Here is a 22,845-nt window from a genome sequence, read left to right as displayed (position 1 = left end):
GGTCCGGGTGACAGGCCGGATCGAGCTGCAGGTACTCGTGGACGACCCCGACGACCCGCGCAGCCGGGAGGTGGGCCTCGACTTCCCCCGGGAGTGGATCGAGTTCACCGACCCGGCGGACGAGACGCACCTGGTCAGGGCCGACCTGACCTGGCTGCTGTCCCGCTGGACGTGCATCTTCGGCAGGGGCTGCCACGGCATCGTCGCCGGCCGGGCCGCCGACGGCTGCTGCTCGCACGGCGCCTTCTTCACCGACTCGGACGACGAGAAGCGGGTCCGCACCGCGGTCAAGCGGCTCGCCCCGTCGACCTGGCAGCACTTCCGCCGGGGCTTCAAGAACTGGACGGCGGACGACACCATCGACGGGAAGAACCCGGCCCGGCGCACCGCCACCCGGGACGTCGACGCCCCGTGCGTCTTCCTCAACGACGCCGACTTCCCGGGCGGGGGCGGCTGCGCGCTGCACGCCCAGGCGCTGCGCGACGGCGTGCACCCGCTGGAGTACAAGCCGGACGTCTGCTGGCAACTGCCGATCCGCCGCGACCAGGACTGGCACAAGCGGACCGACAACACCAAGGTGCTGATCTCCACGCTGTCCGAGTTCGACCGGCGGGGCTGGGGCGCGGGCGGGCACGACCTGGACTGGTGGTGCACCTCCTCCACCGACGCGCACGTCGGCGCCGAACCGATGTACGTCTCCTATGGCCCGGAGTTGACCGCGCTGATCGGCGCGCCCGCGTACGCCAAGCTGGCCGAGCTGTGCACGGCCCGGCTGCGGCAGGGCCAGGTCGCCCCGCACCCGGCCAGCGCGGGCTGACGCTACGGCCGTCCCCCGGGCGGCAGGACCACGACGCCGTCGTCGTCGCTGTGCACCTCGGCGCCCGGCGCGAAGACGCACTCGCCGAACGACACCGGCACGTCCCGCTCACCGGCGCCGGTCTTGGCGCTCTTGCGGGGGTTCGTGCCGAGCGCCTTGATGCCGATCGGCAGGGTACGCAGGGCGGCGACGTCGCGTACCGCACCGTTGATGACCACGCCGGCCCAGCCGTTCTCCGCGGCCGTGCCGGCGATGAGGTCACCCATCAGGGCGGTGTGCAGGGAGCCGCCACCGTCCACCACCAGCACCCGGCCCTCCCCCGGCTCGGAGACGACCGCCTTCACCAGGGCGTTGTCCTGGAAGCAGCGCACGGTGACGGCCGGCCCGGCGAAGGCGTGGGCACCGCCGAACTGGCGCAGCTGGGTGTCGCACGAGCCGAGGAGCTCGCCGTACCGGTCGTAGAGGTCGGCGGTCGGGATCAGCATGCGGCTCTCCTCTCTCAGTCGGCTTCGGGGGCCTTCACCGCGAGGACCGGGCAGCGCACCCGGAGCAGGATCTCCTGCGCGGTCGAGCCCATGATCAGCTTGCCCACCGGAGTCCGGTGCCGGATGCCGATCACCACCAGCGACACGTCCTCCGCCTCGACGATCTCGACGATCTCCTCGGCGGCGTCCCGGCCTCGGATCAGCTGCCGGACGGTGTGCGGCACCCCGGCGGCGGTCAGCTCCCGGACCACCCGGTTCAGGTCGGGCTCCTGGGCGAGGCGCGGGTCGACGTACGCGTCGCCGCGCGAGGTGTTCACTACCAGCACCGGCTCGTCGCGGAACCTGGCCTGCTCGACGGCGGCCGCCAGGGCCGCCTCGCCGAGCAGCGAGGGCACGTACCCCACCAGCACGGTCATCCCGTCACCAACCTTCCTCGCAGCGGACGGACCACGAACCGGCCGAGCAGCGGCCAGAGGAGCACCACCAGGATCGCGGCGTAGATCAGCCAGGACACCCAGCCGCCGACCAGGCCGTGCAGCTCACCGCCGGAGAGCTGCAACGCCCGCCGGCCCTGGAGTTCGGCGCGCGGGCCGAGGATCACCCCGACGATCAGCGGCAGGATCGGCAGCCCGAAGCGCCGCATGCCGAAGCCGAGCAGGCCGAGGGTGAGCAGCAGGAACAGGTCGAACGGCGAGGCGTTGACCGCGTACGCCCCCATCGAGGCGAAGAAGAGGATCCCGGCGTAGAGGTACGGGCGCGGGATCCGCAGCAGGCGCGCCCAGGCGGGGGCGAGCGGCAGGTTGAGCACCAGCAGCATCAGGTTGCCCACGAAGAGGCTGGCGATCAGCGTCCAGACCAGGCCGGACTCCCGCTGGAAGAGCAGCGGGCCGGGCTGGATGCCGTACTGCTGGAAGGCGGCCAGCATCACCGCGGCGGTGGCGTTGGTGGGCAGGCCGATCGCCAGCATCGGCACCAGCGTGCCGGCGGCCGAGGCGTTGTTCGCGGCCTCCGGGCCGGCGACCCCCTCGATCGCGCCCCGGCCGAACTCCTCCGGGTGCTTGGTGAGCTTCTTCTCCGTGGCGTACGACAGGAAGGTCGGGATCTCCGCCCCGCCCGCCGGCAGCGCGCCGAACGGGAACCCGTACGCGGTGCCGCGCAGCCAGGGCTTCCAGGACCGCTTCCAGTCCTGCTTCCCCATCCAGGGCCGGCCCACCGGGATCACCTCGGCGGCCCGCCGACGCAGGTGCGCGGCGATCCAGAGCGCCTCGCCGACGGCGAAGATGCCTACCGCCACCACGACCACGTCGATGCCGTCGGCGAGCTGCGGTATCCCGAGGGTGAGCCGTTGCTGACCGGTCTGGTCCACCCCGATCACGCCGATGACGAGGCCGAGCAGCAGCGACGCGAAGCCGCGGACCCGGGACGCGCCGAGCACCGCGGTGACCGCCACGAACGACAGCAGCATCAGCGCGAAGTAGTCCGGGGCACCGAGGCTGATCGCGAACGACACCACCGGCGGGGTGACCACCACCAGCAGCAGGGTCGCGATGGTGCCGGCGACGAACGAGCCGATCGCGGCGGTGGCGAGGGCCTGGGCGGCCCGGCCGGCCTTCGCCATCTTGTTGCCCTCGATCGCGGTCACCACCGAGGACGACTCACCCGGGGTGTTGAGCAGGATCGAGGTGGTCGAGCCGCCGTACATGCCGCCGTAGAAGATGCCGGCGAACATGATGAACGCCTGGGTGGGCTCCATCCCGTACGTCACCGGCAGCAGCAGCGCCACCGTCATCGCCGGCCCGATGCCGGGCAGCACCCCGACGGCGGTGCCGATGGTCACGCCGAGCAGGGCGATCAGCAGGTTCATCGGGGTCACCACGTTGGCGAACCCGTCCAGCAGGTTGGCGAGGTTGTCCATCAGAGGATTCCTTGCAGGACGCCGGCGGGCAGGTTGACGCCGAGCCCGATGGCGAACGTGTAGAAGGTGATCAGCGACAGGGCGACGGCGATCAGCAGGTTGCGCACGTAGTGCCGGTTGCCCAGCGCGAACGCCGAGCCCCAGAAGAGCAGCGTGCCGCTGATCACCCAGCCGAGCCGGTCGATGAGCACGGCGTTGACCAGGAACGCGCCGATCAGCAGCAGGACGGTCCGCCAGTCGATCGGCGTGGTCAGGTCGACGTCCTCACCGGCCTCCGGCTCACCGGCGCCGCCGCAGGCCACGTCCACCGCGTAGATCGCCGCGACGATCAGCAGCAGCACGCCGAGCAGGATCGGCACCGGCCTGGGGCCGATCGGGTCGGCGCTGTTCACCGCGTGCCCGATCCGCGTGGTGGCGTCGAGGATCACCAGGCCGCCGACCAGGGCGAGGAACGCGCAGACGCCGTACTGCGCCCGGTCCGGCCTGGGCGCCGGACCGTCGTCCACCGCCGGCTCACCGACCGTCGGCGGCACGTCGGCCGTCGCCGGCCGCGTCACCTCCGGCAGGTCCGCCGTACGCTGCGCGCCCGGCTGTTCCGGGATCGGCGGTACGGATGTCTCCACGGCCGGGGGCCGGGGCGGCTGCTCGCCGCCCCGGTCCGGTCGGGTGGTCATGCCGCTCATGCCAACCCGAGCTGCTTGAGCACGTCGGCCACGGCCTTGTCCTGCTCGGTCAGGAAGGTGCCGAACTCGTCGCCGGTGATGAAGGCGTCGGTCCAGCCGCGCTTTGTCAGCTCGGCCTTCCACTGCTCGGACTCGTGCATCTTCGTCAGCGCGTCGATCCAGACCTTCTTGTCGGCGTCGCTGATGCCGGGCGGCGCGACGATGCCCCGCCAGTTGGTGAAGACCAGGTCGATGCCGGACGACTTCAGCGTCGGCACGTCCTTCAGGGCCTCGATCGGCGCCTCGCTGGTCACCGCGAGGACCCGGATCTGGCCGGCCTCGACCTGGTCGAGGAACTCGCCGAAGCCGCTGGCGCCGAAGGCCACCTTGCCGCCGAGCACAGCCGGCAGCAGCTCGCCGCCGCCGTCGTACGACACGAAGTTGACCTGCTTGGGGTCGATGCCGACGGTCTTCGCGAGCTGCATCGGCAGCAGGTGGTCCGGGCCGCCCGGCGACGAGCCGCCGCCGACCGCGATCCCCTTGGGGTTGGCCTTCCAGGCCGCCACCAGGTCGTTGATGGTCTTGTACGGGGAGTCCTTCGGCACCACGATGGCGCCGGCCTCCTCGATCAGCTTCGCCAGTGGGGTGGTCTGGGTCAGCGTGGCCGACGACTTGGAGGTGTAGGAGGCACCCACCACGCCCAGCCCCATCTGCATGGCGAGCTTGCCGTTGCCCTTCTCGTTCACGGTGCGCTGGAGGCCTACCGTGCCGCCCGCGCCGGGCAGGTTGAAGACCTGCACGCCGGTGGCGATCTTGGCGTCCTCCATCACCTTGGCGGCGGTGCGGGCGGTGGTGTCGTATCCGCCGCCGGGGGTGTTCGGCACCATGAGCCGCAGGCCGCTGACCGGCTTGCCGTCGCTGCCGGAGCCGGCCTCGTCCTTCCCGGCCGTGGCACCGCACGCGCCCAGGGCGAGCGCCGTGGCGGCGGCCAGGCCCATGACCAGCACGTTCCTTCTAGTTGCCATCTTGTTTCTCTTCCGTTTCGAATGAGTCCAGCGGCAAGATGGTGACCTCTACGCAGGCGGCTTGTCTGCGTTGTGTCACCAGCGGAAGTTGAGGTCTTTGTGGTCGCGATCACGTCCCGCCGCCGAACCCTGGCCGGGCAGCTGCTGGTCCTCCAGCTCGCGATCATCGTCGTGGTGCTGGTGGCCGTGGCCGCCGTCTCGCTGGCCCAGTCCGAGGCCACCTTCAACCGGGTGGAGGGGCGTCGGGTCGCCGCCCTCGGCGAGGAGCTCGCCGGCAGCCCGCTGCTGCGCGACCAGCTCAACCGGCCGGCGCCCGCCGAGGCGATCGCCCCGCTGCTGCAGACCACGCTGACCCGGTCCGGGGTGACCTCGGTGACCGTGGCGGACGCCCGGGGCCGGGTGGTCAGCTCGACCGACCCGACGCTGGTCGGCAGCCCGGTGGTGCTCGGTGACCCCAGCGTGGCGCAGGGTCGGGCCTGGTTCGGCGAGCTGGAGGCCGCCGGGTCGCGCGAGCTGGTGGCCCAGGTGCCGGTGCTCGGCGGCGACCCGAAGAAGAACCTGGGGCGGCACCTGGGCGTGGTGGTGGTCGGCGAGAAGTCGCCGACCTGGTCGGAACGGCTGGTCGGGGCCTCGTCGTACCTCCTGACCTATCTCGGTATCGCGAGCCTGCTCGGGGTGGTGGGGTCCTGGCTGCTGGCCCGCCGCATCAAGCGGCAGACCCTGGGCCTGGAGCCGCGGGAGATCGCCGGGCTGGCCGAGCACCGGGAGGCGCTGCTGCACGGCATCGCCGAGGGGGTGATCGCGCTCGACCCGCAGCAGCGGATCACCCTGGTCAACGAGGTCGGCCGGCGGCTGCTCGACCTACCCGAGCACTGCCTCGGCCGCAGCCTGTCCGAGCTGCGGATCTCCGGCCGGCTGCGGGACGTGCTGGCCGGCGCCGGCACCGGCCCCGAGGCCCGCGACCAGGTCGTGGTCCGGCGCGGCCGGGTGCTGGTGATGAACCGGATGACGGTGAGCAAGGACGGTCGCCGGCTCGGGTCGGTCACCACCCTGCGGGACCGCACCGAGCTGGCCCGGCTGGAGCGGGAGATCGGCTCGTTCCGGAGCACCGCCGAGCTGCTCCGGGCGCAGACCCACGAGTTCGCCAACCAGTTGCACACCATCTCCGGGCTGATCCAGATCGGCGAGCACGACGAGGTCGTCCGGTACGTCGACGCGCTCAGCCGGCACCGGGCCTCACTCGACCTCACGGTCACCAGCCGGATCCACGACACGGCGGTGGCGGCGCTGCTGATGGCGAAGTCGGCGGTGGCCGCCGAGCGCCGGGTGGAGCTGCGGATCTCCGAGCGGACCGGGCTCGATCGGCTGGCGCCGGAGGTCTCCGCCGACGTCGCGACGGTGCTCGGCAACCTGGTCGACAACGCGGTCGAGGCGGTCGCCGGCGGCCGGGAGGCGGGCGCGGGCGGCCCGTCGGAGCGGCCCGCGTGGGTGGAGGTGGAGCTGCGGCAGGACGCCTCGTCGGTGGAGATCGTCGTCCGGGACTCCGGTCCCGGGGTGGCCCCCGAGCTGGCCCAGGAGGTCTTCACCCACGGCTTCACCACCAAGGCGGCCCAGGGCGGCGAGCGCGGCATCGGCTTGGCGCTCACCCGGCTGGTCTGCAACCGTCGCGGCGGTGAGATCGCGGTGACGAACACCGCGGAGGGGGCGATGTTCACCGCCCGCATGTCGGTGTCCCGCGCGATGGAGGAGGCAGCATGATCGACGTACTCGTCGTCGACGACGACTTCATGGTGGCCCGGATCCACTGCGGGTTCGTCGAGCGGATCGAGGGTTTCCGGGTGGTGGGCACGGCCAGCACCGGCGAGCAGGCGGTGGTGGCGGTCGACGAACTCCGCCCCGACCTGGTGCTGCTCGACCTCTACCTGCCGGACATGTTCGGCCTGGACGTGGTGACCCGGCTGCGCGCCGCCCGGCACGACTGCGACGTCCTGGTGATCAGCGCCGCCCGGGAGGCCGAGGCGGTCCGCCGGGCGGTCCGCTACGGCGCGGTCAACTACCTGCTCAAGCCGTTCGGCTTCGACGAGCTGCGGACCCGGCTGGAGCAGTACGCGGCCCGGCGCAACGCGCCGCGCGCCACGGTGGTCAGCGACCAGGCCGACGTCGACCGGGTGCTCTCCCGCAGCGGCTCGGTCGCCACCCCGGCCCTGCCCCGCGGGCTGAGCACGCAGACCGCCGAGCTGGTCGAACGGGCGCTCCGCGAGCACACCGGCACCCTCTCGGCCGCCGAGTGCGCCAACCAGGTGGGTATCTCCCGGGTCAGCGCCCGCCGCTACCTGGAGCATTTCTCGGGCACCGGCCGGGCCGAGGTGACGCTGCGCTACGGCGCGGCCGGCCGGCCGGAACGCCGCTACTGCTGGGTGGGCTGACCCCGACGGAAAGGCCCGCGCCGTCCGTGCGGGCCCCTTTCCGGTACGTCGGTCACGGCTCGAACTTGTAGCCCAGGCCGCGGACGGTGACGATGTGGCGCGGCGCCGACGGCTCCGGCTCGACCTTGGAGCGCAGCCGCTTGACGTGCACGTCCAGGGTCTTGGTGTCGCCCACGTAGTCGGCGCCCCAGACCCGGTCGATCAACTGCCCCCGGGTGAGCACCCGGCCGGCGTTGCGCAGCAGCAGCTCCAGCAGCTCGAACTCCTTCAGCGGCAGCTGGACGGCGGCACCGTCGACGGTCACCACGTGGCGCTCGATGTCCATCCGGACCGGGCCCGCCGCGAGCGTCGGCGCGCCGGACTCGGCCACCTCCGCGCTCTGCCGGCGCAGCACCGCCCGGATGCGGGCCACCAGCTCCCGCGGCGAGTACGGCTTGGTCACGTAGTCGTCGGCCCCGATCTCCAGGCCGACCACCTTGTCGATCTCGCTGTCCCGGGCGGTGACCATGATGATCGGCACGTGCGAACGCTGCCGGAGCTGCCGGCAGACCTCGGTGCCCGACATTTCCGGCAACATCAGGTCGAGCAGCACGATGTCGGCGCCGGTCCGGTCGAACTCGGTGAGAGCGGAGGGGCCCGTCGCGGCGACGGAGACCTCGAAGCCCTCCTTGCGGAGCATGTAGGACAGGGCGTCGGAGAACGATTCCTCGTCCTCGACCACCAGTACGCGGCTCAACGGGTGTTTCCTTTCCTGTGGTCAGACCTGCCGGAGCTCGGCCGGGCCGGCCTCGATCTCAGCGGAGGAGAGTGTCGCCTCCAGGTCGTCCGGGGGGCTGGCGGGCAGCCGGAGGGTGAACGTCGACCCCCCACCAAGAGTGCTCGACACATCCACCCGACCGCCATGGTTGCTGGCGATGTGCTTGACGATGGCCAGGCCGAGGCCGGTGCCACCGGTCGACCGGGACCGGGCCTGGTCCGCCCGGTAGAAGCGTTCGAAGATCCGGTCCACCTCGTTCGGGGCGATGCCGATGCCCTGGTCGGCGACCGCGATCTCGACGTGCTCGTCCGTCCTCCGGGCGGTGATCCGGACCGTGGTGTCCTCGCCCGAGTAGTTGATGGCGTTCTCGACCAGGTTCGCCACCGCGGTGGCGAGCTGGCTGTCGCTGCCGTACGCGGTCAGGCCACGGGTGCCGTCGACCACGACGTCCACGCGGCGGGCGGTGGCCGCGGTGCGGGTCCGGTCGATCACCTCGGCGATCACCCAGTCCAGCGCGACCGGCTCGAGGGGCGGCTGCGGCTCGGCGCCCTGAAGCCGGGTCAGCTCCAGCAGCTCCTGCACCAGCCGGCCGAGCCGCGTCGACTCGTGCTGGATCCGTTCGGCGAACCGGCGGGCGGCGACCAGGTCCTCGGAGAGGTCGGGCGCGCCGTCGCCGGCCGGCTCGGTGGCGTCCACCAGCGCCTCGGCGAGCAGTTGCAGCGCGCCGATCGGGGTCTTCAGCTCGTGGCTGACGTTGGCCACGAAGTCCCGGCGCACCCGGGCCAGCCGGTGCGACTCGGTGACGTCGGCCGCCTCGATCGAGATGTACCCGGCGCCGAGCCCCATCGCGCGCAGGTGCACGCCGAGCGGGTTGTCCCCGGCGTTGTCCCGGCCGCGCGGCAGGTCCAGCTCGATCTCCCGCCGTACGCCGGTGCGCCGGACCTGCCCGGCGAGGGTACGGATCAGCGGATGGGCGGCGATCGAGCCGGGCGTGGCGCCGGTGCGGAGCAGGCCCATCGCCCGGGCCGCCGGGTTCACCAGGACCGGCACGTCGTCGGGGTCGAGGACCACGACGCCGGCCCGGAGCGAATCGATCGTCTTGCGGCCGAGCCCGGAGAGCCCGCCCTGCTGGTCGTCGAGAATTGCCGGCCTCCCTGCATTCGGGCGGGAGGCGGCGCTCCCGGACAGGCGCGAGCGGCGCCACCAGTGCCGGACGGGCCGGGACAGCAGCACCCCGGTGACCAGCCCGGTCACCAGAGCCAGGGCCACCACGGCCGCCACCGCCCACTCCACCTGGCGATCGTAGGGTCATTGTTAACCTGGCTATCGCCCAGAACGGGACGAACCACTCTCACTTCCGGGAAAGTTCACCCGCGAGCCCCGCGTCGTTCACCCGCGTTCACCTCGGGTCCGCTCCCCGCGCCTACGGTGGGTCGCGCACCTGCTCAAGGCCGTACGCCGGCACCGGACATCCGGGCCGAGCCCGGCCACCGACCCCAGGAAGTGACGATGCGCGACGAATTCCGGGCCGACCTGCAGATTGTCAGCCAACTTCTGGTGGACATGGCGGAGGGAGTCCGCGCCGCGATGCGTCAGGCCACCCGCGGCCTGCTCACCGCCGACCGTGAGGCGGCGGAGACCGTGATCGCGCGGGACGCCGAGATCGACGAGCTGTACCGGCACGTCGAGGAGCGGGTCTGCGACCTGCTCGCCCGGCAGGCGCCGGTCGCCTCCGACCTCCGGGCCATGATCACCGCCCTGCACGTCGCCGCCGACCTGGAGCGGATGGGTGACCTGGCCGACCACGTGGCCAAGACCGCGCTGCGCCGGCACCCCTCGCCGGCGGTGCCGGCCGAGCTGCGACCGGTCTTCACCGACATGGCGGCCATCGCGGACCGGATGGCCGAGAAGATCGGCTCGGTGCTGGCCAAGCCCGACGCCGACCTCGCCGCCGAACTGGACCGCGACGACGACGCCATGGACGACCTGCACAAGAGCCTGTTCGGCGTGCTGCTCAGCGACGAGTGGCCGTACGGGGTGGAGACGGCGATCGACGCCACGCTGCTGGGCCGCTTCTACGAGCGCTTCGCGGACCATGCGGTGAACGCCGGCGAGCACGTGGTCTACCTGATCACCGGCGAGAACCCGCCCGCCGCGAGCTGACCCGGAAACGACGAAGGCCCCCGGTCACCCCGGGGCCTTCGTCGTTCGCTCAGCGGCCCTGGTTGGCGACCGCGGCGGCGGCCTCCTTGGCGGCGGCCGGGTCGAGGTACGTCCCGCCCAGCGTCATCGGGCGCAGCTGCGGGTCGAGGTCGTAGCGCAGCGGGATCCCGGTCGGGATGTTGAGCTTGGCGATGGCCTCATCGGAGATCTGGTCGAGGTGCTTGACCAGAGCGCGCAGCGAGTTGCCGTGCGCGGCCACCAGCACCGTCCGGCCGGCCAGGATGTCCGGCACGATCGAGTCGTACCAGTACGGCAGCATCCGCTCCACGACGTCCTTGAGGCACTCGGTGCGCGGCATCAGCTCGGTCGGCAGCAGCGCGTAGCGCGGGTCGCCGACCTGCGACCACTCGTTGTTGTCGTCGATCGGCGGCGGCGGCGTGTCGTACGACCGGCGCCAGAGCATGAACTGCTCCTCGCCGTACTCGTCCAGGGTCTGCTTCTTGTTCTTGCCCTGCAGGGCGCCGTAGTGCCGCTCGTTGAGCCGCCACGACCGGCGCACCGCGATCCAGTGCCGGTCGGCGGCGTCGAGCGCCAGCTCGGCGGTGCGGATCGCGCGCCGCAGCACGCTGGTGTGCACCACGTCGGGCAGCAGGCTGTGCTCGCGCATCAGCTCGCCGCCGCGGCGCGCCTCCGCCTCCCCCTTCGCGGTCAGGTCGACGTCGACCCAGCCGGTGAAGAGGTTCTTCGCGTTCCAGTCGCTCTCGCCGTGCCGCAGCAGGACCAGCGTCCCGACGGTGGGCCCCTCGCTCGCAGTCATGCCGATCATCCTGCCGTACGTCGCGAACGGACACGCGGCGACCGGTCGTGACGACCACCACGTGGAAAAGCTGGTGACCGGCGTTCCGGGGCGGCACTAGGTTGTAAGGCGCAGGCTATATATCGGTCATTACCAAAGCGGGGGCGACGCGGTGCGGACGGTACGGGGCTGGTTCCGGGACACGACGGGTGGACTGCCGAGGTCCTTCTGGTACCTCTGGACCGGCACGCTGATCAACCGGCTCGGCTCCTTCGTCCTGGTCTTCCTCGCCATCTACCTCACCCAGGAGCGCGGCTTCTCGGCCTCGCAGGCCGGCCTGGTGCTCGGCGCATGGGGCGTCGGCGGCGCGGTCGGCACCACCGTCGGCGGCACCCTCGCCGACCGGTGGGGACGCCGGCCGACCCTGCTCACCGCGCACCTCGGCGCGGCCACCATGATGCTGGCGCTCGGGCTGGCCCGGCCGCTGTGGGCGGTGGCCCTGGGCGCGCTGCTGCTCGGCACGTTCGCCGAGGCGGCCCGCCCGGCGTTCGGCGCCATGATGATCGACGTGGTGCCGGAGAAGGACCGGCTGCGGGCCTTCTCGCTGAACTACTGGGCGATCAACCTGGGGTTCGCCTGCGCCGCCGTGCTCGCCGGAATGGCCGCCCAGGCCGGCTATCTGCTGCTCTTCGTGGTCGACGCGGCCACCACGCTGATCACCGCACTGATCATCTTCACCCGGGTGAAGGAGACCCGCACCGTCTCAGCGACCCCCGTCGCCAAGGGCGACGCCGCGCCCGCGGGCGCGCTCCGGACCATCCTCACCGACCGGGTCTACCTGGGCTTCGTCGCGCTGAACCTGTTCGCCGCGCTGGTCTTCCTCCAGCACATCTCGATGCTGCCGATCGCCATGGGCGACTCCGGCCTCAGCCCGGCCACCTACGGGTCGGTGATCGCGCTCAACGGGGTGCTGATCGTGATCGGGCAGCTCTTCGTACCCCGGCTGATCAAGGGACGCAGCCGGTCGCACGTGCTGGCGCTGGCCTCGCTGGTGATGGGCGTGGGCTTCGGCCTGACCGCGTTCGCCGGCACGGCCTGGTTCTACGGGGTCACGGTGCTGATCTGGACCCTCGGCGAGATGCTCAACTCGCCGTCCAACTCCACCCTGATCGCCGAGCTCTCCCCCGCCGCGCTCCGCGGCCGCTACCAGGGCGTCTTCTCGCTCTCCTGGCAGATCGCCGGGGCGGCCGCCCCGATCCTCGGCGGCCTGGTGCGGGAGCACGTCGGCAACGGCGCGCTGTGGTTCGGCTGCGCCGCGATCGGCGCGGTGATGGCGGTGGCACACCTGGTCTCGGGTCCGGCCCGGGAGCGGCGCGCCGCCCAGCTGCGGATCCCCGCGACGCCCCTCCGGCCGGTCACCGTGGTCCAGCCCCCGGTCCCCGAGGCGGCCGAGGCCGCCGCGACCGCGCAGGCCGAGCCGGTCCGCGCCGCCTCCTGAGGTACGCCCCGCCGAAGCGGAGATCCATCGGCACGTCCTGACGGAGCTGATGTCGTAAACGAGTCACGACTCGGGCGGCGGCGTGATTCATTGCCGACATCAGCTCCAAAGGCGGCCCCCGAGCACCTTTCGCCGGGTGACGAGGGCCACCCTGGCGCCGTCAAAGCCGCCTCCCTACGGTCGGGGGGTAGCAGTTAACAAACCTTCATGGAGGACGGGTGCGCGGCCTGCGGCGCTGGTGGGACGACACGGCCGGGGGGCTCCCCGCCACGTTCTGGTACCTCTGGTCCGGCCTCCTGGTCAACCGGGCCGGCGCCTTCGCGATGCTCTTCCTCTCGCTCTACCTGACCGCGGCGCGCGGCGCCTCCGAGTCGCTGGCGGGCGCGGTGGTCGGCGCGTACGGGGCGGGCGGGGCGGTCGGCACGCTGCTCGGCGGGGTGCTGGCCGACCGGTGGGGCCGGCGGGCCACTTTGCTCGCCGCGCATCTCGGCGCCGCCGGGCTGATGATCGCGCTGGCCTTCAGCCGGCAACTGGCGGTGATCGCGCTGCTCGCCGGCCTGGTCGGGGTGCTGCACTCGATGCCGAGCCCCGCCTTCGTCGCGGCGATCGTCGACGTGGTGCCCGAGGAGCGCCGCTCGCGCGCGTTCAACCTCCAGTTCTGGGCGTTCAACCTGGGCATGGCGGTCGCCTCGCTGCTGGCCGGGGTGCTCGCCGAGGCGAGCTTCCTCGCCCTGTTCCTGGTGGACGCCGCCACCACCCTGGCCGCCGCCGCGGTCATCGCCTGGAAGGTCCCCGAGACGCTCGCCCGGCGCCGCGCCGAGGCCGAGGATCCGCCCGCTACGGCGGGCCGCACGACCGGCCCCGAGCCGCGGCGCCCGCGGCTCGGGGCGGCCCGGGCGGGGCGGGGCGGGGAGCGGCGGCCGGGGCTGCACACCGCGCTGACCGACCGGGTCTTCCTGGTCTTCGTCGGGCTGACCTTCGTGCTCGCCGTGCTCACCATGCAGACGTCGACCATCATGCCGCTGGCGATGCGCGCGGACGGCCTGAGCCCGTCGGCGTACGGCGCGGTGGTGGCGCTCGGCGGCGTGCTGATCGTGCTCGGGCAGCTCTTCGTGCCCCGGCTGATCGAGCCGTACCGGAAAGCGACCGTGCTGTCGGTCTCCACCGGGCTGATGGCGCTCGGCTTCGCCGCGTTGGCCTTCGCCCACGACCTGCCGTTCTACCTGGGCGCGGCGGTGGTCTGGACGGTCGGCTCGATGCTCGCCGCGCCGCCGAACGCGCAGATCAACGCGGACCTCGCCCCGCCGGAGCTGCGGGCCCGCTACCAGTCGGTCTTCTACCTGACCTTCCCGGCGGCGTCGTTCGTGGCGCCCGCGCTGGGCGGCGTGAGCCTTCAGCATCTAGGCGAGCGGCACTGGCTGATCGTGGGCGGGCTGGGCGTGGTCGCGGCGGTCGGCCACCTGCTCGCCGGCCCGCCCCGGGAACGGCGGGTGGCCGCCCAGCGGGCCGCTCGCGCCGATCCGGCGGAGAGCGTCACCGCGGGCCGGTGAGCCGCGGCCGGGCGGCGGTGGGCGGAGGGGCCGGGCCGATCCGGCCCGGAAATGGCGCTGGGCGCCCACCTCGACCCCCGTCGTGGTGGACGCCCGCACCGTACGCCCGGCGGCGGCGGGCGACACTCACCCCCGTAAGCGTCGCCCGCTCGCGCCGCCGGTTCCACAGGTGGCACCGTCCCCCAACGGCGTGATCCACCTGTCCCTCGCGTCTCGCTTGCGCGGATCTGATCGATCCGCCGCTCCCCCGAACGATTCCAAGCGTGACGCGGTGCAATAAAGTTAGTTCGCCCGGATTCTGGATTCAACTCAGATCACTGTCTCGCCGGTCACAGCATCCGTGTCGGAAATCCGGCTGCCTGGGCTCCGGGCCTCCCTTGGCCAACAGCGGGTTCCCGCCGGCCATTCCCGTAAACCTCAGGCGTCCTCCCGATCGGGTGATTCCGTCCGGAAGAAGTTGCTCTGCCGACCGTCACGGAGCTGCTCCTGGTAGATCAGGTTGAGCCGCCGCAGGTCGAAGGTCCGGAACCAGTCGTCCCAACTAATCTCCTGGATCCGGCTGCTCTCCCGATAGCCCGGGATGTTGAACGTCAGCACGCCCGGCCGGCCCTCCCGCTCCGTACCGGCAATGGTGGCCGGCTTGGCGTTGCGGGCCCCCGCCCAGCGCTGGATCACCTCGTGGTTGGCCGTCACCAGGCTCCGACCGGGACGTTCGGGACGATCGTCCAGCGAGGTGATCTGCTGGGACGAGCGCACCGAACGGGCCGCCGACCGGCCGGTCCGGACCGGCGTGACCGCCTTCCCGGCCGCGGCGCCGCCAGCGCCGGCGGGCGCCGCCCTCGCACCCGTACCGGGCGCCGCCTTCGCGGCCGGACCCCGGCCTCGCGCCGGTGCCGCCTTCTTCGCGGCCGCCGTCTTCCGGGCCGGCGCAGCCTTCTTCGCCGCCGCCGCCTTCCGGGCCGGCGCAGCCTTCCGGGCCGGCGCAGCCTTCCGGGCCGGCGCAGCCTTCTTCGCCGCCGCCGCCTTGCGGGCCGGCGCAGCCTTCTTCGCCGCCGCCTTCCGGGCCGGCGCAGCCTTCGCCCGCGCGCCCGCGGCCTTCGCGGGGGGTGCGGCCTTGGCGGCCTTCCTGGCCGGGGCCTTCTTGGCGGCCTTCTTCGTGGCGGCGGCCCGCCCCGCCGGCCCGGTGGCCTTGCGTGCCGCGCCGCCGCCCCGGCCCTCCGATCGCAGGGTCCGGGCCAGGGTCTGCACCAGCTCCGGCTTGCGCAGGGCGGAGATCCCCGACACGCCGCGCCGACGGAGCTGGCCGCGGATGTCGTCGACCTTCATCCGGGAGATCTCGGATTCGGAGATACCCGGGGTACCCGGGGTCTGATTACCGGCTTGCCGTTTGGTCTTCGTCGCAGTCGTGCCGCGACCTGAGCTGTTGCGCTGAGCCATGGGACACGCTCCTCGACAGTCCGTCCTCGGCCCGCGGTGGGTCCCATTACCGCACCGCGCGGTGCGGCATACCCCTCAGGCGAGGTCCGAACCTCCGGCGGCGGAGGTGGTGCTGTCGGCCGACGCCAGTCCGCCGCCCGACGGCTCGAAGAGGTGGGCGAACGCGGCCAGGTTGGCGGTCGACTCGCCCCGCTTGACCCGCCACTCCCACTCCCGGCGGATCGCCGTGCCGAAGCCGATCTCCAGCATGCTGTCGAACGACTCGTCGGCGTAGGTCAGCACGGCGCCGAGCAGCCGGTCCAGCTCGTCCTCGTCGACCCCGGCCAGGTTGACCCGGCCGGTGAGGTAGACGTCGCCGCCCGTGTCGATGGAGAAGGAGACCCCGTACATCCGGGCGTTGCGCTGCAACAGCCAGGCCCACAGCTCCTCGCGGCGCTCGTCCGGCTGGCGCATCACGAACGCCTCGACCCGCAACGCGTGCTCGCCCACGATCAGGTTGCAGATCGTCTTGAGCTTGTGCGTGCCCGGCAGGGTCACCGCGTACGACCCCTCGCCGGTCGACTCCCAGTCCAGCTCCCGCTCGGCGCAGACGGACTCGATCAGGGCGGCGACGTCGCTCCTACGGCTCATCCGACCCACTTTACGGCCGCGCCGGCCCGGCCACCGGACGGCCGACGGGTCACCAGGAGCAGGTGAGCGCGGCGTCGCCGGCCAGCCGGTCGGCGAGCCGGCCGCGGTGCTCGGCCATCGCCTCGCCGTAGACCGTCAGCAGGCCGGAGACCGTCCGGTGCCAGGAGAAGTGCCGCGCGTGCCGCTCGGCGCCCCGGGACAGCGTGGCCCGGCGCAGCCGGTCCGGCAGCAGCTTGGCGAGCGTGGCGGCCCAGTCGACCGGATCATGGCCGTCGATGAGGACGCCGCTGACGCCGTCCTCGACGGCGGTCACCAGGCCACCCACCGCGGCGGCCAGCACCGGGGTGCCGCACGCCTGCGCCTCCAACGCCACCAGCCCGAACGACTCGTTGTACGAGGGCACGGCAACCAGGTCGGCGGCCCGGTAGAGGGCGGGCAGGTCCTCGCCGGTCTGCGGCGGCAGGAAGCGCACCCGGTCGGCGACGCCGAGCGAGGCGGCCAGCTCGATCAGGGCGGTGGGCCGGTCCAGGCCGCTGCCGCTGGGGCCACCGCAGATCACCACGGTCAGCTCGTCGGCGATCGCCGGATCCCGGTCGCGCAGCGCGGCCACGGCCCGGATCAGCACGTCGGGCGCCTTCAGCGGCTGGATCCGACCGACGAAGGCCACCAGGTACCCCGCGGTGGGCAGCCCCAGCCGACGGCGGGCGGCGAGCCGGGCGGCGTCCCGGTCGCCGACGGCCGGGCGGAACCGGTCCAGGTCGACGCCGGGCTCGACCACGGCCACCCGGGCCGGGTCGGCGTCGTACCGGTCGAGCAGGTCGCGGGCCTCGACCCGGGTGTTGGCGACCAGCCGGTCGGCCTCCGCGACCACCTGCTCCTCGCCGATGACCCGGGCCTTCGGCTCGGGCCGGTCACCGGCGGCGAGCTGGGCGTTCTTCACCTTGGCCAGGGTGTGCGCGGTGTGCACCAGCGGCACCCCCCAGCGCTCCTTGGCCAGCCAGCCGACCTGACCGGAGAGCCAGTAGTGCGAGTGGATCAGGTCGTAGTGGCCCGGCGGCCGGGCGGCCTCGGCACGGAGCACGCCGGCGGTGAAGGCGCAGAGCTGGCCGGGCAGCTCCTCCTTGGTGAGCCCTTCGAGCGGGCCGGAGGTGATGTGCCGGACGTGCACCCCGGGCGCCATCTCGACCACCGGAGGCAGGTCGCCGGAGGTGGCGCGGGTGAAGATCTCCACTTCGACGTCGGCCTCAGCCAGCCGTCGGGCGACCTCCAGGATGTAGACGTTCATACCCCCCGCGTCGCCCGTGCCGGGCTGGTGCAGGGGGGAGGTGTGCACGGAGAGGGTGGCGATGCGGCGGGGCCGAGGCCACGGCAGAGCACCTCGCTGACGACCGACACCGGTGTGCAATTCCGCCACGTCCGCTCCCTCTGCCACGGTTGATGCCGTCCCGCACGACCGGCGCTTCTCGGTCAACCTCCACGCCGGATGTCATCTTCCCCACCGGGCATCGGAAATGCGTGTCGCCGGGTCCCCGGCGTGACGGACCTCATCACCGCGGGGCATCCGGGCCGGGGGCAGAATGACCGGATGACCTCAGTCGCGATCGTCACCGGGGCGTCCAGCGGGATCGGCGCGGCCACCGCCCGCCGGCTGGCCGCCGAGGGCTTCCACGTGCTCGCCGCCGCCCGGCGTACCGACCGGCTGGCCGACCTGGTCGCCGAGATCGAGCGGGCCGGTGGCGCCGCGACCGCGGTGGCCTGCGACGTCACCTCCGACGAGTCGGTGGCCGGGCTGGCCGCGGCCGCCGCCGCGGCGCCCGGGCCGGTCACCCTGCTGGTCAACAACGCCGGCGGGGCCCGCGGCCTCGACCCGGTGGAGTCCGGCTCGATCGGCGACTGGCAGTGGATGTACGACGTGAACGTGCTCGGCACGCTCCGGGTCACCCAGGCGCTGCTGCCCGCGCTGGCGGCGTCCGGCGCCGGCACCATCGTGATCGTCAGCTCCACCGCCGGCTTCACCGTCTACGAGGGTGGGGGCGGCTACGCCGCCGCGAAGCACGCGCAGACCGCGGTCGCCGGCACGCTGCGGCTGGAGCTCAACGGCCGCCCGGTGCGGGTCATCGAGATCGACCCGGGGATGGTTAAGACCGACGAGTTCGGCCTGGTCCGCTTCGACGGCGACGCGGACAAGGCCGCCGCCGTCTACGCCGGGGTGGCCGAGCCGCTGGTCGCCGAGGACGTGGCGGACTGCATCGCCTGGTGCGCGACCCGGCCCCACCACGTCAATGTGGACCGGCTCGTGGTGCGCCCGCTGGCCCAGGCCGCCCAGCACAAGGTGCACCGGACAGCCTGATGCGCCGCCCGCTCGGCGTGGTCACCCGGGGAACGACGAATCCCAACCGGCTCCGGCGGGTGGACAACTGGATCGTCGAGACCTGCGGCGACGTGCTGCGCGCGGCGGCCGACCCCCTGGTGGTCGACCTCGGCTACGGCGCCACCCCGGTCACCGCCGTGGAACTGCGCGCCCGGCTCGCCGCCGGGGTCCGCGCCGACGTCCGGGTGGTCGGGCTGGAGATCGATCCGGTACGCGTCGCCGCCGCCCAGCCGGCCGCAGAGCCGCCCGGGCTGACCTTCGCCCGGGGCGGTTTCGAGCTCGCCGGGCTCCGCCCCGTCCTGGTCCGCGCGTTCAACGTGCTGCGCCAGTACGACGAGAGCGAGGTCCCCGCCGCCTGGCGTACGGTCACCGACCGGCTGGCCGCGGGCGGCCTGCTGGTCGAGGGGACCTGCGACGAGCTGGGCCGCCTCGCCGCCTGGGTGCTGCTCGACGCGACCGGCCCCCGCGCCCTGACCCTGGCGGCGAAGCTGACCACCCTGGGGACCCCGGCGGAGCTCGCCGAGCGGCTGCCCAAGGCGCTCATCCACCGCAACGTCCCGGGCGAGCCGATCCACGACCTGATCCGCGCCCTCGACGACGCCTGGCAGACCGCCGCCCGCTACGCCCCCTTCGGCCCCCGCCACCGCTGGGTCGAGACGGTCCGCGCCGTCCACGCCCAGGGCTGGCCCATCCAGTACCACCCCCGCCACTGGCGGCACGGCCACCTCACCGTCCCCTGGCCCGCCATCGCCCATCGCTGACCCCCCGGCGGGGTCAGATCACGCAGTTGATGAGGACGGGCTCGGGGTGGAGGGTCACGCCGAAGCGGTCGTGGACGCCGTCTCGGATCTCGCGGGCCAGGGCGACCAGGGCGGCGGCGGTGGCGGTGCCGCTGTGGTTGGTGAGGGCGAGGGTGTGCTTGGTGGAGATGGCGACGCCCTCGGGGCCGGGGTGGCCCTTGGCGAAGCCGGCCTTGTCGATCAGCCAGGCGGCGCTGACCTTGACCACGTCCCCGGCGCCCGGCCAGGAGGGCGGCTCGCCCAGGTCGGCGGCGCGCTCCCGGAGCAGCTCGTACGCCTCCCGCTCCAGCACCGGGTTGGTGAAGAACGAGCCCACCGACCAGGTGTCCGGGTCGGCGGCGTCGAGCACCATGCCCTTGCCGGCGCGCAGCCGCAGCACGGTGGCCCGGGCGTCGGCCAGCGGCACCCGGCCGCCCACCTCGACGTCGAGCGCGCGGGCCAGCTCGGCGTAGCGCACCGGCGTGGAGTGCGGCGAGCGGGTCAGCCGGAAGTCGACCGAGAGCACCACCCAGCGGTCGCTGTACTTGAAGATGCTGCCCCGGTACGCGAAACCGCAGTCCGCCGCGGCGATCCGGCCGACGCTGCCGGCGGTGCGGTCGTACACCTGGACGCCGGTGATGGTCTCGGCGACCTCCTGGCCGTATGCGCCGACGTTCTGGATCGGGGTGGCGCCGGCCGAACCGGGGATGCCCGACAGGCACTCCAGCCCGGACCAGCCGTTGGCCACGGTGGCGGCGACCAGGTCGTCCCAGGGCTCGCCGGCCTCGACGCGTACGGTGACCGTGTCGGCGTCCTCCGCGACCACCCGGAACCCCCGGGAGCGGACCAGGACGACGGTGCCCGGGAAGCCCTGATCGCCGATCACCACGTTGCTGCCGCCGGCCAGGACAAGGACGGGCTCGTCCCGCCCCTGCGCCTCCTGCACCTTTTGTACGATCTGCTCGGCGCTGGTGGCGGTCTCCAACCGTCTCGCGGCTCCACCGAGGCGGAGGGTGGTGTATCTGGCCAGGGTGGCTGGGTCGGTCGGGTCGGCCCCGGTCGTCGGTTCGGCGTAGACGTCTGACACGCCTTTCACCCTAGGCTGAGGGGGTAGCCGCGGCGCCCACTGGTGGCCCGGTCACCCCCGGGAGGATTGCGATGAGCAGACTGCACGGCACCAAGGACTTCTGGATCGGCGCGCTGCGGACCGATGGACCCGCCTTCGCCGCCGCCGTCGCCGAGGCGCCGCCGGAGACACCGGTGCTCTCCTGTCCTGGCTGGACGGTCGCCGATCTGGGTCGTCACCTCGCCGGCGTCTACATCTGGGCCCGTACGGTGGTGACCGCGGGGACCGCGACCCGGCCGGAGCGTCCGGTGGTGGAACCGCCGGCGGGGCTGTCCCCGGCACAGTGGTACCGGCAGGAGTACGACCAGCTCATGACCCTCTTCGACGGGTTGGACCCGGAGGCTCCGGCGTGGAACTTCGCGCCCCAGCCGAAGAGGGCCGGCTTCTGGCCGCGGCGGATGGCGCACGAGACGGCGGTGCACCGCTGGGACGCCCAACTCGCCGTCGCCGCCGGGGAGCCGATCGAGGCGAAGCTGGCCGCGGACGGGGTGAGCGAGGTGCTGGACACCTGGCTGCCGGCGGGCCGCCGGAAGTCGTCGGGGCAGTGGCACGGCGTGGTGCAGCTCAGCGCCACCGACGCCGCCCAGGAGTGGTACGTCCGGCTGCGCGGCGAGGGGATGGCCCTGCTGGACACCGCCACCATCTTCGACCACGACGACCACCACGCCCGGGCCCAGGTCACCGGCACCGCCAGTGACCTGCTGCTCGCGCTGATGGGCCGCGTCAGTTTCGACAACCTCGGGGTGGGCGGCGACCGCGGCCTGCTGGGCGGTCTCCGGGTGGGCTGACCGCACCGGCCCCCATGACGCCACGCGAAGAGTGGCCTTCCCGTCGGAGGGCCGCTCTTCGCCGTTTCCGGTTCAGCGACGAGGCTCGTCAGCGCTCTTCACAACGCCCTGAGAGCGCTCTCTTGACAGCCGGCGGGGAAGGCACCACCCTTTCGTGAGAGCGCTCTCTCAGGCAGCGGAACCACTCCACCACCCGTACGACCTAGAGGGGTCAGATAAGAGATGGCTACCTTCACGCGCCGCCACCTGGCGGCGGTGGCCCTCGTCGCCACCACCGCACTGCTCGGCACCGCCGCCTGCGGCGGCGGCGACGACGAGCCCGCCGCCGACGGGCCGGTCACCCTGACCGTCGACGTCTTCGGCCAGTTCGGCTACGACGAGCTGTACAAGGAGTACATGGCCAGCCACCCCAACGTGAAGATCGTTGAGCGGGGCACCGGCAGCAACCTGGACGAGTACTCGCCCAAGCTGACCCAGTGGCTGGCGGCGGGCAAGGGCGCCGGCGACATCGTCGCCATCGAGGAGGGCCTGCTGGTCGAGTACAAGGCCAACCCGCAGAACTTCGTCAACCTGCTGGACCACGGTGCGGCCGACCTGAAGGGCAACTTCCTCGACTGGAAGTGGAACCAGGGGCTCACCGCCGACGGCAAGCAACTGATCGGCCTCGGCACCGACGTCGGCGGCATGGCCATGTGCTACCGCAAGGACCTCTTCGCCAAGGCCGGCCTGCCGACCGACCGGGACGCGGTCTCCAAGCTCTGGCCCACCTGGTCGGACTACATCAAGGTCGGCGAGCAGTTCAAGGCGAAGAACACCGGCGCCTCGTTCCTCGACGCGGCCACCAACACCTTCAACACGATCCTGCTCCAGACCGCCGGCAACGCCCAGGGCTACAGCTACTACGACACCAGCAACAACCTGGTCGTCGACAGCAACCCGGCGGTGAAGCAGGCGTACGACACCACGATGGACATCATCGACTCCGGCCTCTCCGGCAAGTACGGCTCCTGGTCGGAGGAGTGGGTGTCGGCGTTCAAGCAGTCCAAGTTCGCCACCATCGCCTGCCCGGCCTGGATGACCGGCGTCATCGAGGGCAATGCCGGCCCCGGCGCAAAGGGCAGGTGGGACATCGCCCAGGTGCCCGGCAACGGCGGCAACTGGGGTGGTTCCTTCCTCGCCGTGCCGAAGCAGAGCAAGCACCAGGCCGAGGCGATCGAGCTGGCCAAGTTCCTGACCAGCGCCAAGGGCCAGATCGGCGCCTTCAAGTCCAAGGGCACACTGCCGTCCTCGCCGCAGGCCCTGGAAGACCCGGCGATCGTCGACTCGAAGAACCCGTACTTCTCCGACGCCCCGGTCGGCAAGATCTTCGCCGCCGGCGCCAAGAGCCTGAAGCCGGTGTACATGGGCCCGAAGAACCAGGCCGTCCGCACCGAGGTCGAGAACGCCGTCCGCACCGCAGAGCTGGGGCAGCGCACCCCCGCACAGGCCTGGACCGACGCGGTGAACAACGCCAAGAAGGCCGCCGCCAAGTAGCCCGAGCGACCCCACCGCCCGTCGATCCAGGGCGACCGGTCGTGACCGGAGATCATCCGGCCGCGATCCGTCCTGGATCGACGGGGT

General features: G+C 72.6%; 22 protein-coding genes. 10 read left to right on the top strand and 12 right to left on the bottom strand.

Going from position 1 to position 22,845, the window contains the following annotated elements; all coding sequences use genetic code 11:
- The first annotated feature begins 7 nt into the window (after positions 1–7).
- Complete coding sequence (locus I8N68_RS16350; protein WP_200210845.1) at positions 8–817, top strand: DUF3109 family protein; 810 nt, start codon at positions 8–10, stop codon at positions 815–817.
- 2 nt (positions 818–819) lie between these two features.
- On the opposite strand, the gene rraA is transcribed toward I8N68_RS16350, so the two are convergent.
- From rraA to I8N68_RS16325, 5 genes are read right to left on the bottom strand one after another with little or no spacing between them, the layout of a single operon-like run.
- A complete protein-coding gene (gene rraA, locus I8N68_RS16345) occupies positions 820–1,302 on the bottom strand; it encodes a ribonuclease E activity regulator RraA (RefSeq protein ID WP_200210844.1) in 483 nt (160 codons plus the stop codon).
- 14 nt (positions 1,303–1,316) lie between these two features.
- The gene (locus tag I8N68_RS16340; protein ID WP_200210843.1) at positions 1,317–1,718 is read right to left on the bottom strand and encodes a universal stress protein; all 402 of its coding nucleotides are present in this window, start codon (positions 1,716–1,718) and stop codon (positions 1,317–1,319) included.
- On the bottom strand, positions 1,715–3,217 hold the full coding sequence (locus I8N68_RS16335) for a tripartite tricarboxylate transporter permease (protein WP_200210842.1): 1,503 nt from the start codon (positions 3,215–3,217) through the stop codon (positions 1,715–1,717). The genes I8N68_RS16340 and I8N68_RS16335 overlap by 4 nt, the downstream gene beginning before the upstream one ends.
- Positions 3,217–3,891, bottom strand: coding sequence for a tripartite tricarboxylate transporter TctB family protein (locus tag I8N68_RS16330; protein ID WP_234039831.1), 675 nt, complete (start codon positions 3,889–3,891; stop codon positions 3,217–3,219). Before I8N68_RS16330 ends, I8N68_RS16335 begins: the two co-directional genes overlap by 1 nt.
- 5 nt (positions 3,892–3,896) lie before the next feature.
- Positions 3,897–4,904 (bottom strand): Bug family tripartite tricarboxylate transporter substrate binding protein, encoded by a 1,008-nt coding sequence (locus I8N68_RS16325; RefSeq protein WP_200210840.1) that lies wholly within the window; start codon positions 4,902–4,904, stop codon positions 3,897–3,899.
- Positions 4,905–5,003: 99 nt separating this feature from the next.
- Here I8N68_RS16325 and I8N68_RS16320 point away from each other — a divergent pair, with 99 nt between their 5' ends.
- Both I8N68_RS16320 and I8N68_RS16315 read left to right on the top strand, forming a co-directional pair.
- Positions 5,004–6,662 (top strand): sensor histidine kinase, encoded by a 1,659-nt coding sequence (locus I8N68_RS16320; RefSeq protein ID WP_200210839.1) that lies wholly within the window; start codon positions 5,004–5,006, stop codon positions 6,660–6,662.
- Complete coding sequence (locus I8N68_RS16315) at positions 6,659–7,330, top strand: response regulator (RefSeq protein ID WP_200210838.1); 672 nt, start codon at positions 6,659–6,661, stop codon at positions 7,328–7,330. Before I8N68_RS16320 ends, I8N68_RS16315 begins: the two co-directional genes overlap by 4 nt.
- Positions 7,331–7,382: 52 nt before the next feature.
- Here the strand turns inward: I8N68_RS16315 and I8N68_RS16310 are convergent, their stop codons facing one another.
- Positions 7,383–8,066: a response regulator gene (locus I8N68_RS16310; RefSeq protein WP_200210837.1), complete on the bottom strand. Its 684-nt coding sequence runs from the start codon at positions 8,064–8,066 to the stop codon at positions 7,383–7,385.
- Positions 8,067–8,087: 21 nt separating this feature from the next.
- Positions 8,088–9,380, bottom strand: a complete 1,293-nt coding sequence (locus tag I8N68_RS16305) for a sensor histidine kinase (protein WP_200210836.1) — start codon at positions 9,378–9,380, stop codon at positions 8,088–8,090.
- A gap of 216 nt (positions 9,381–9,596) precedes the next feature.
- Here I8N68_RS16305 and phoU point away from each other — a divergent pair, with 216 nt between their 5' ends.
- Positions 9,597–10,250 carry a phosphate signaling complex protein PhoU gene (gene phoU / locus I8N68_RS16300; protein WP_200210835.1) on the top strand — a complete coding sequence of 218 codons (654 nt, stop codon included), beginning with the start codon at positions 9,597–9,599 and terminating at the stop codon, positions 10,248–10,250.
- A gap of 49 nt (positions 10,251–10,299) precedes the next feature.
- On the opposite strand, the gene I8N68_RS16295 is transcribed toward phoU, so the two are convergent.
- The gene (locus tag I8N68_RS16295; protein WP_200210834.1) at positions 10,300–11,067 is read right to left on the bottom strand and encodes a phosphoglyceromutase; all 768 of its coding nucleotides are present in this window, start codon (positions 11,065–11,067) and stop codon (positions 10,300–10,302) included.
- A 151-nt stretch (positions 11,068–11,218) separates the two neighbouring features.
- Between I8N68_RS16295 and I8N68_RS16290 the strand changes: the two genes are divergently transcribed.
- Positions 11,219–12,544, top strand: coding sequence for an MDR family MFS transporter (locus I8N68_RS16290; protein ID WP_200210833.1), 1,326 nt, complete (start codon positions 11,219–11,221; stop codon positions 12,542–12,544).
- Between the two features lie 218 nt (positions 12,545–12,762).
- Positions 12,763–14,094: an MFS transporter gene (locus I8N68_RS16285; RefSeq protein WP_200210832.1), complete on the top strand. Its 1,332-nt coding sequence runs from the start codon at positions 12,763–12,765 to the stop codon at positions 14,092–14,094.
- 417 nt (positions 14,095–14,511) lie between these two features.
- Here the strand turns inward: I8N68_RS16285 and I8N68_RS16280 are convergent, their stop codons facing one another.
- The 3 genes from I8N68_RS16280 to mshA all read right to left on the bottom strand — a co-directional run bounded on the left by I8N68_RS16280 (position 14,512) and on the right by mshA (position 17,575).
- Positions 14,512–15,420 (bottom strand): hypothetical protein, encoded by a 909-nt coding sequence (locus I8N68_RS16280; RefSeq protein WP_234039829.1) that lies wholly within the window; start codon positions 15,418–15,420, stop codon positions 14,512–14,514.
- 186 nt (positions 15,421–15,606) lie between these two features.
- Positions 15,607–16,161 carry a type III secretion system chaperone family protein gene (locus tag I8N68_RS16275; protein ID WP_200210830.1) on the bottom strand — a complete coding sequence of 185 codons (555 nt, stop codon included), beginning with the start codon at positions 16,159–16,161 and terminating at the stop codon, positions 15,607–15,609.
- Between the two features lie 49 nt (positions 16,162–16,210).
- Positions 16,211–17,575 (bottom strand): D-inositol-3-phosphate glycosyltransferase, encoded by a 1,365-nt coding sequence (mshA, locus tag I8N68_RS16270; protein WP_200210829.1) that lies wholly within the window; start codon positions 17,573–17,575, stop codon positions 16,211–16,213.
- Between the two features lie 171 nt (positions 17,576–17,746).
- Here mshA and I8N68_RS16265 point away from each other — a divergent pair, with 171 nt between their 5' ends.
- The gene (locus tag I8N68_RS16265; protein ID WP_200210828.1) at positions 17,747–18,511 is read left to right on the top strand and encodes an SDR family oxidoreductase; all 765 of its coding nucleotides are present in this window, start codon (positions 17,747–17,749) and stop codon (positions 18,509–18,511) included.
- Positions 18,511–19,293 carry a class I SAM-dependent methyltransferase gene (locus tag I8N68_RS16260; protein WP_200210827.1) on the top strand — a complete coding sequence of 261 codons (783 nt, stop codon included), beginning with the start codon at positions 18,511–18,513 and terminating at the stop codon, positions 19,291–19,293. The genes I8N68_RS16265 and I8N68_RS16260 overlap by 1 nt, the downstream gene beginning before the upstream one ends.
- Positions 19,294–19,306: 13 nt before the next feature.
- On the opposite strand, the gene I8N68_RS16255 is transcribed toward I8N68_RS16260, so the two are convergent.
- Positions 19,307–20,341, bottom strand: a complete 1,035-nt coding sequence (locus I8N68_RS16255; protein WP_234039887.1) for a UDP-N-acetylmuramate dehydrogenase — start codon at positions 20,339–20,341, stop codon at positions 19,307–19,309.
- Between the two features lie 128 nt (positions 20,342–20,469).
- Between I8N68_RS16255 and I8N68_RS16250 the strand changes: the two genes are divergently transcribed.
- Positions 20,470–21,225 carry a maleylpyruvate isomerase family mycothiol-dependent enzyme gene (locus I8N68_RS16250; protein ID WP_200210825.1) on the top strand — a complete coding sequence of 252 codons (756 nt, stop codon included), beginning with the start codon at positions 20,470–20,472 and terminating at the stop codon, positions 21,223–21,225.
- A 222-nt stretch (positions 21,226–21,447) separates the two neighbouring features.
- Positions 21,448–22,758 carry an ABC transporter substrate-binding protein gene (locus I8N68_RS16245; protein ID WP_200210824.1) on the top strand — a complete coding sequence of 437 codons (1,311 nt, stop codon included), beginning with the start codon at positions 21,448–21,450 and terminating at the stop codon, positions 22,756–22,758.
- Positions 22,759–22,845 lie beyond the last annotated feature (87 nt).

Origin of the sequence: Micromonospora coerulea (assembly GCF_016598485.1) — a bacterium.
GTDB lineage: Bacteria > Actinomycetota > Actinomycetes > Mycobacteriales > Micromonosporaceae > Micromonospora > Micromonospora coerulea.
Note: the sequence above shows the minus strand (reverse complement) of the source record. Positions and strands in the feature narration are given on the sequence as shown.

What these genes read in the sequence shown, in the direction of transcription:
- phoU (WP_200210835.1), top strand. Translation starts at nt 9,597, where the DNA reads ATGCGCGACGAATTCCGGGCCGACCTGCAGATTGTCAGCCAACTTCTG.
- I8N68_RS16280 (WP_234039829.1), bottom strand. Translation starts at nt 15,420, where the DNA reads ATGAAGGTCGACGACATCCGCGGCCAGCTCCGTCGGCGCGGCGTGTCG.
- I8N68_RS16325 (WP_200210840.1), bottom strand. Translation starts at nt 4,904, where the DNA reads ATGGCAACTAGAAGGAACGTGCTGGTCATGGGCCTGGCCGCCGCCACG.
- I8N68_RS16275 (WP_200210830.1), bottom strand. Translation starts at nt 16,161, where the DNA reads ATGAGCCGTAGGAGCGACGTCGCCGCCCTGATCGAGTCCGTCTGCGCC.
- I8N68_RS16295 (WP_200210834.1), bottom strand. Translation starts at nt 11,067, where the DNA reads ATGACTGCGAGCGAGGGGCCCACCGTCGGGACGCTGGTCCTGCTGCGG.
- I8N68_RS16315 (WP_200210838.1), top strand. Translation starts at nt 6,659, where the DNA reads ATGATCGACGTACTCGTCGTCGACGACGACTTCATGGTGGCCCGGATC.
- I8N68_RS16330 (WP_234039831.1), bottom strand. Translation starts at nt 3,891, where the DNA reads ATGACCACCCGACCGGACCGGGGCGGCGAGCAGCCGCCCCGGCCCCCG.
- I8N68_RS16335 (WP_200210842.1), bottom strand. Translation starts at nt 3,217, where the DNA reads ATGGACAACCTCGCCAACCTGCTGGACGGGTTCGCCAACGTGGTGACC.
- I8N68_RS16265 (WP_200210828.1), top strand. Translation starts at nt 17,747, where the DNA reads ATGACCTCAGTCGCGATCGTCACCGGGGCGTCCAGCGGGATCGGCGCG.
- I8N68_RS16340 (WP_200210843.1), bottom strand. Translation starts at nt 1,718, where the DNA reads ATGACCGTGCTGGTGGGGTACGTGCCCTCGCTGCTCGGCGAGGCGGCC.
- I8N68_RS16250 (WP_200210825.1), top strand. Translation starts at nt 20,470, where the DNA reads ATGAGCAGACTGCACGGCACCAAGGACTTCTGGATCGGCGCGCTGCGG.
- I8N68_RS16245 (WP_200210824.1), top strand. Translation starts at nt 21,448, where the DNA reads ATGGCTACCTTCACGCGCCGCCACCTGGCGGCGGTGGCCCTCGTCGCC.
- I8N68_RS16260 (WP_200210827.1), top strand. Translation starts at nt 18,511, where the DNA reads ATGCGCCGCCCGCTCGGCGTGGTCACCCGGGGAACGACGAATCCCAAC.
- rraA (WP_200210844.1), bottom strand. Translation starts at nt 1,302, where the DNA reads ATGCTGATCCCGACCGCCGACCTCTACGACCGGTACGGCGAGCTCCTC.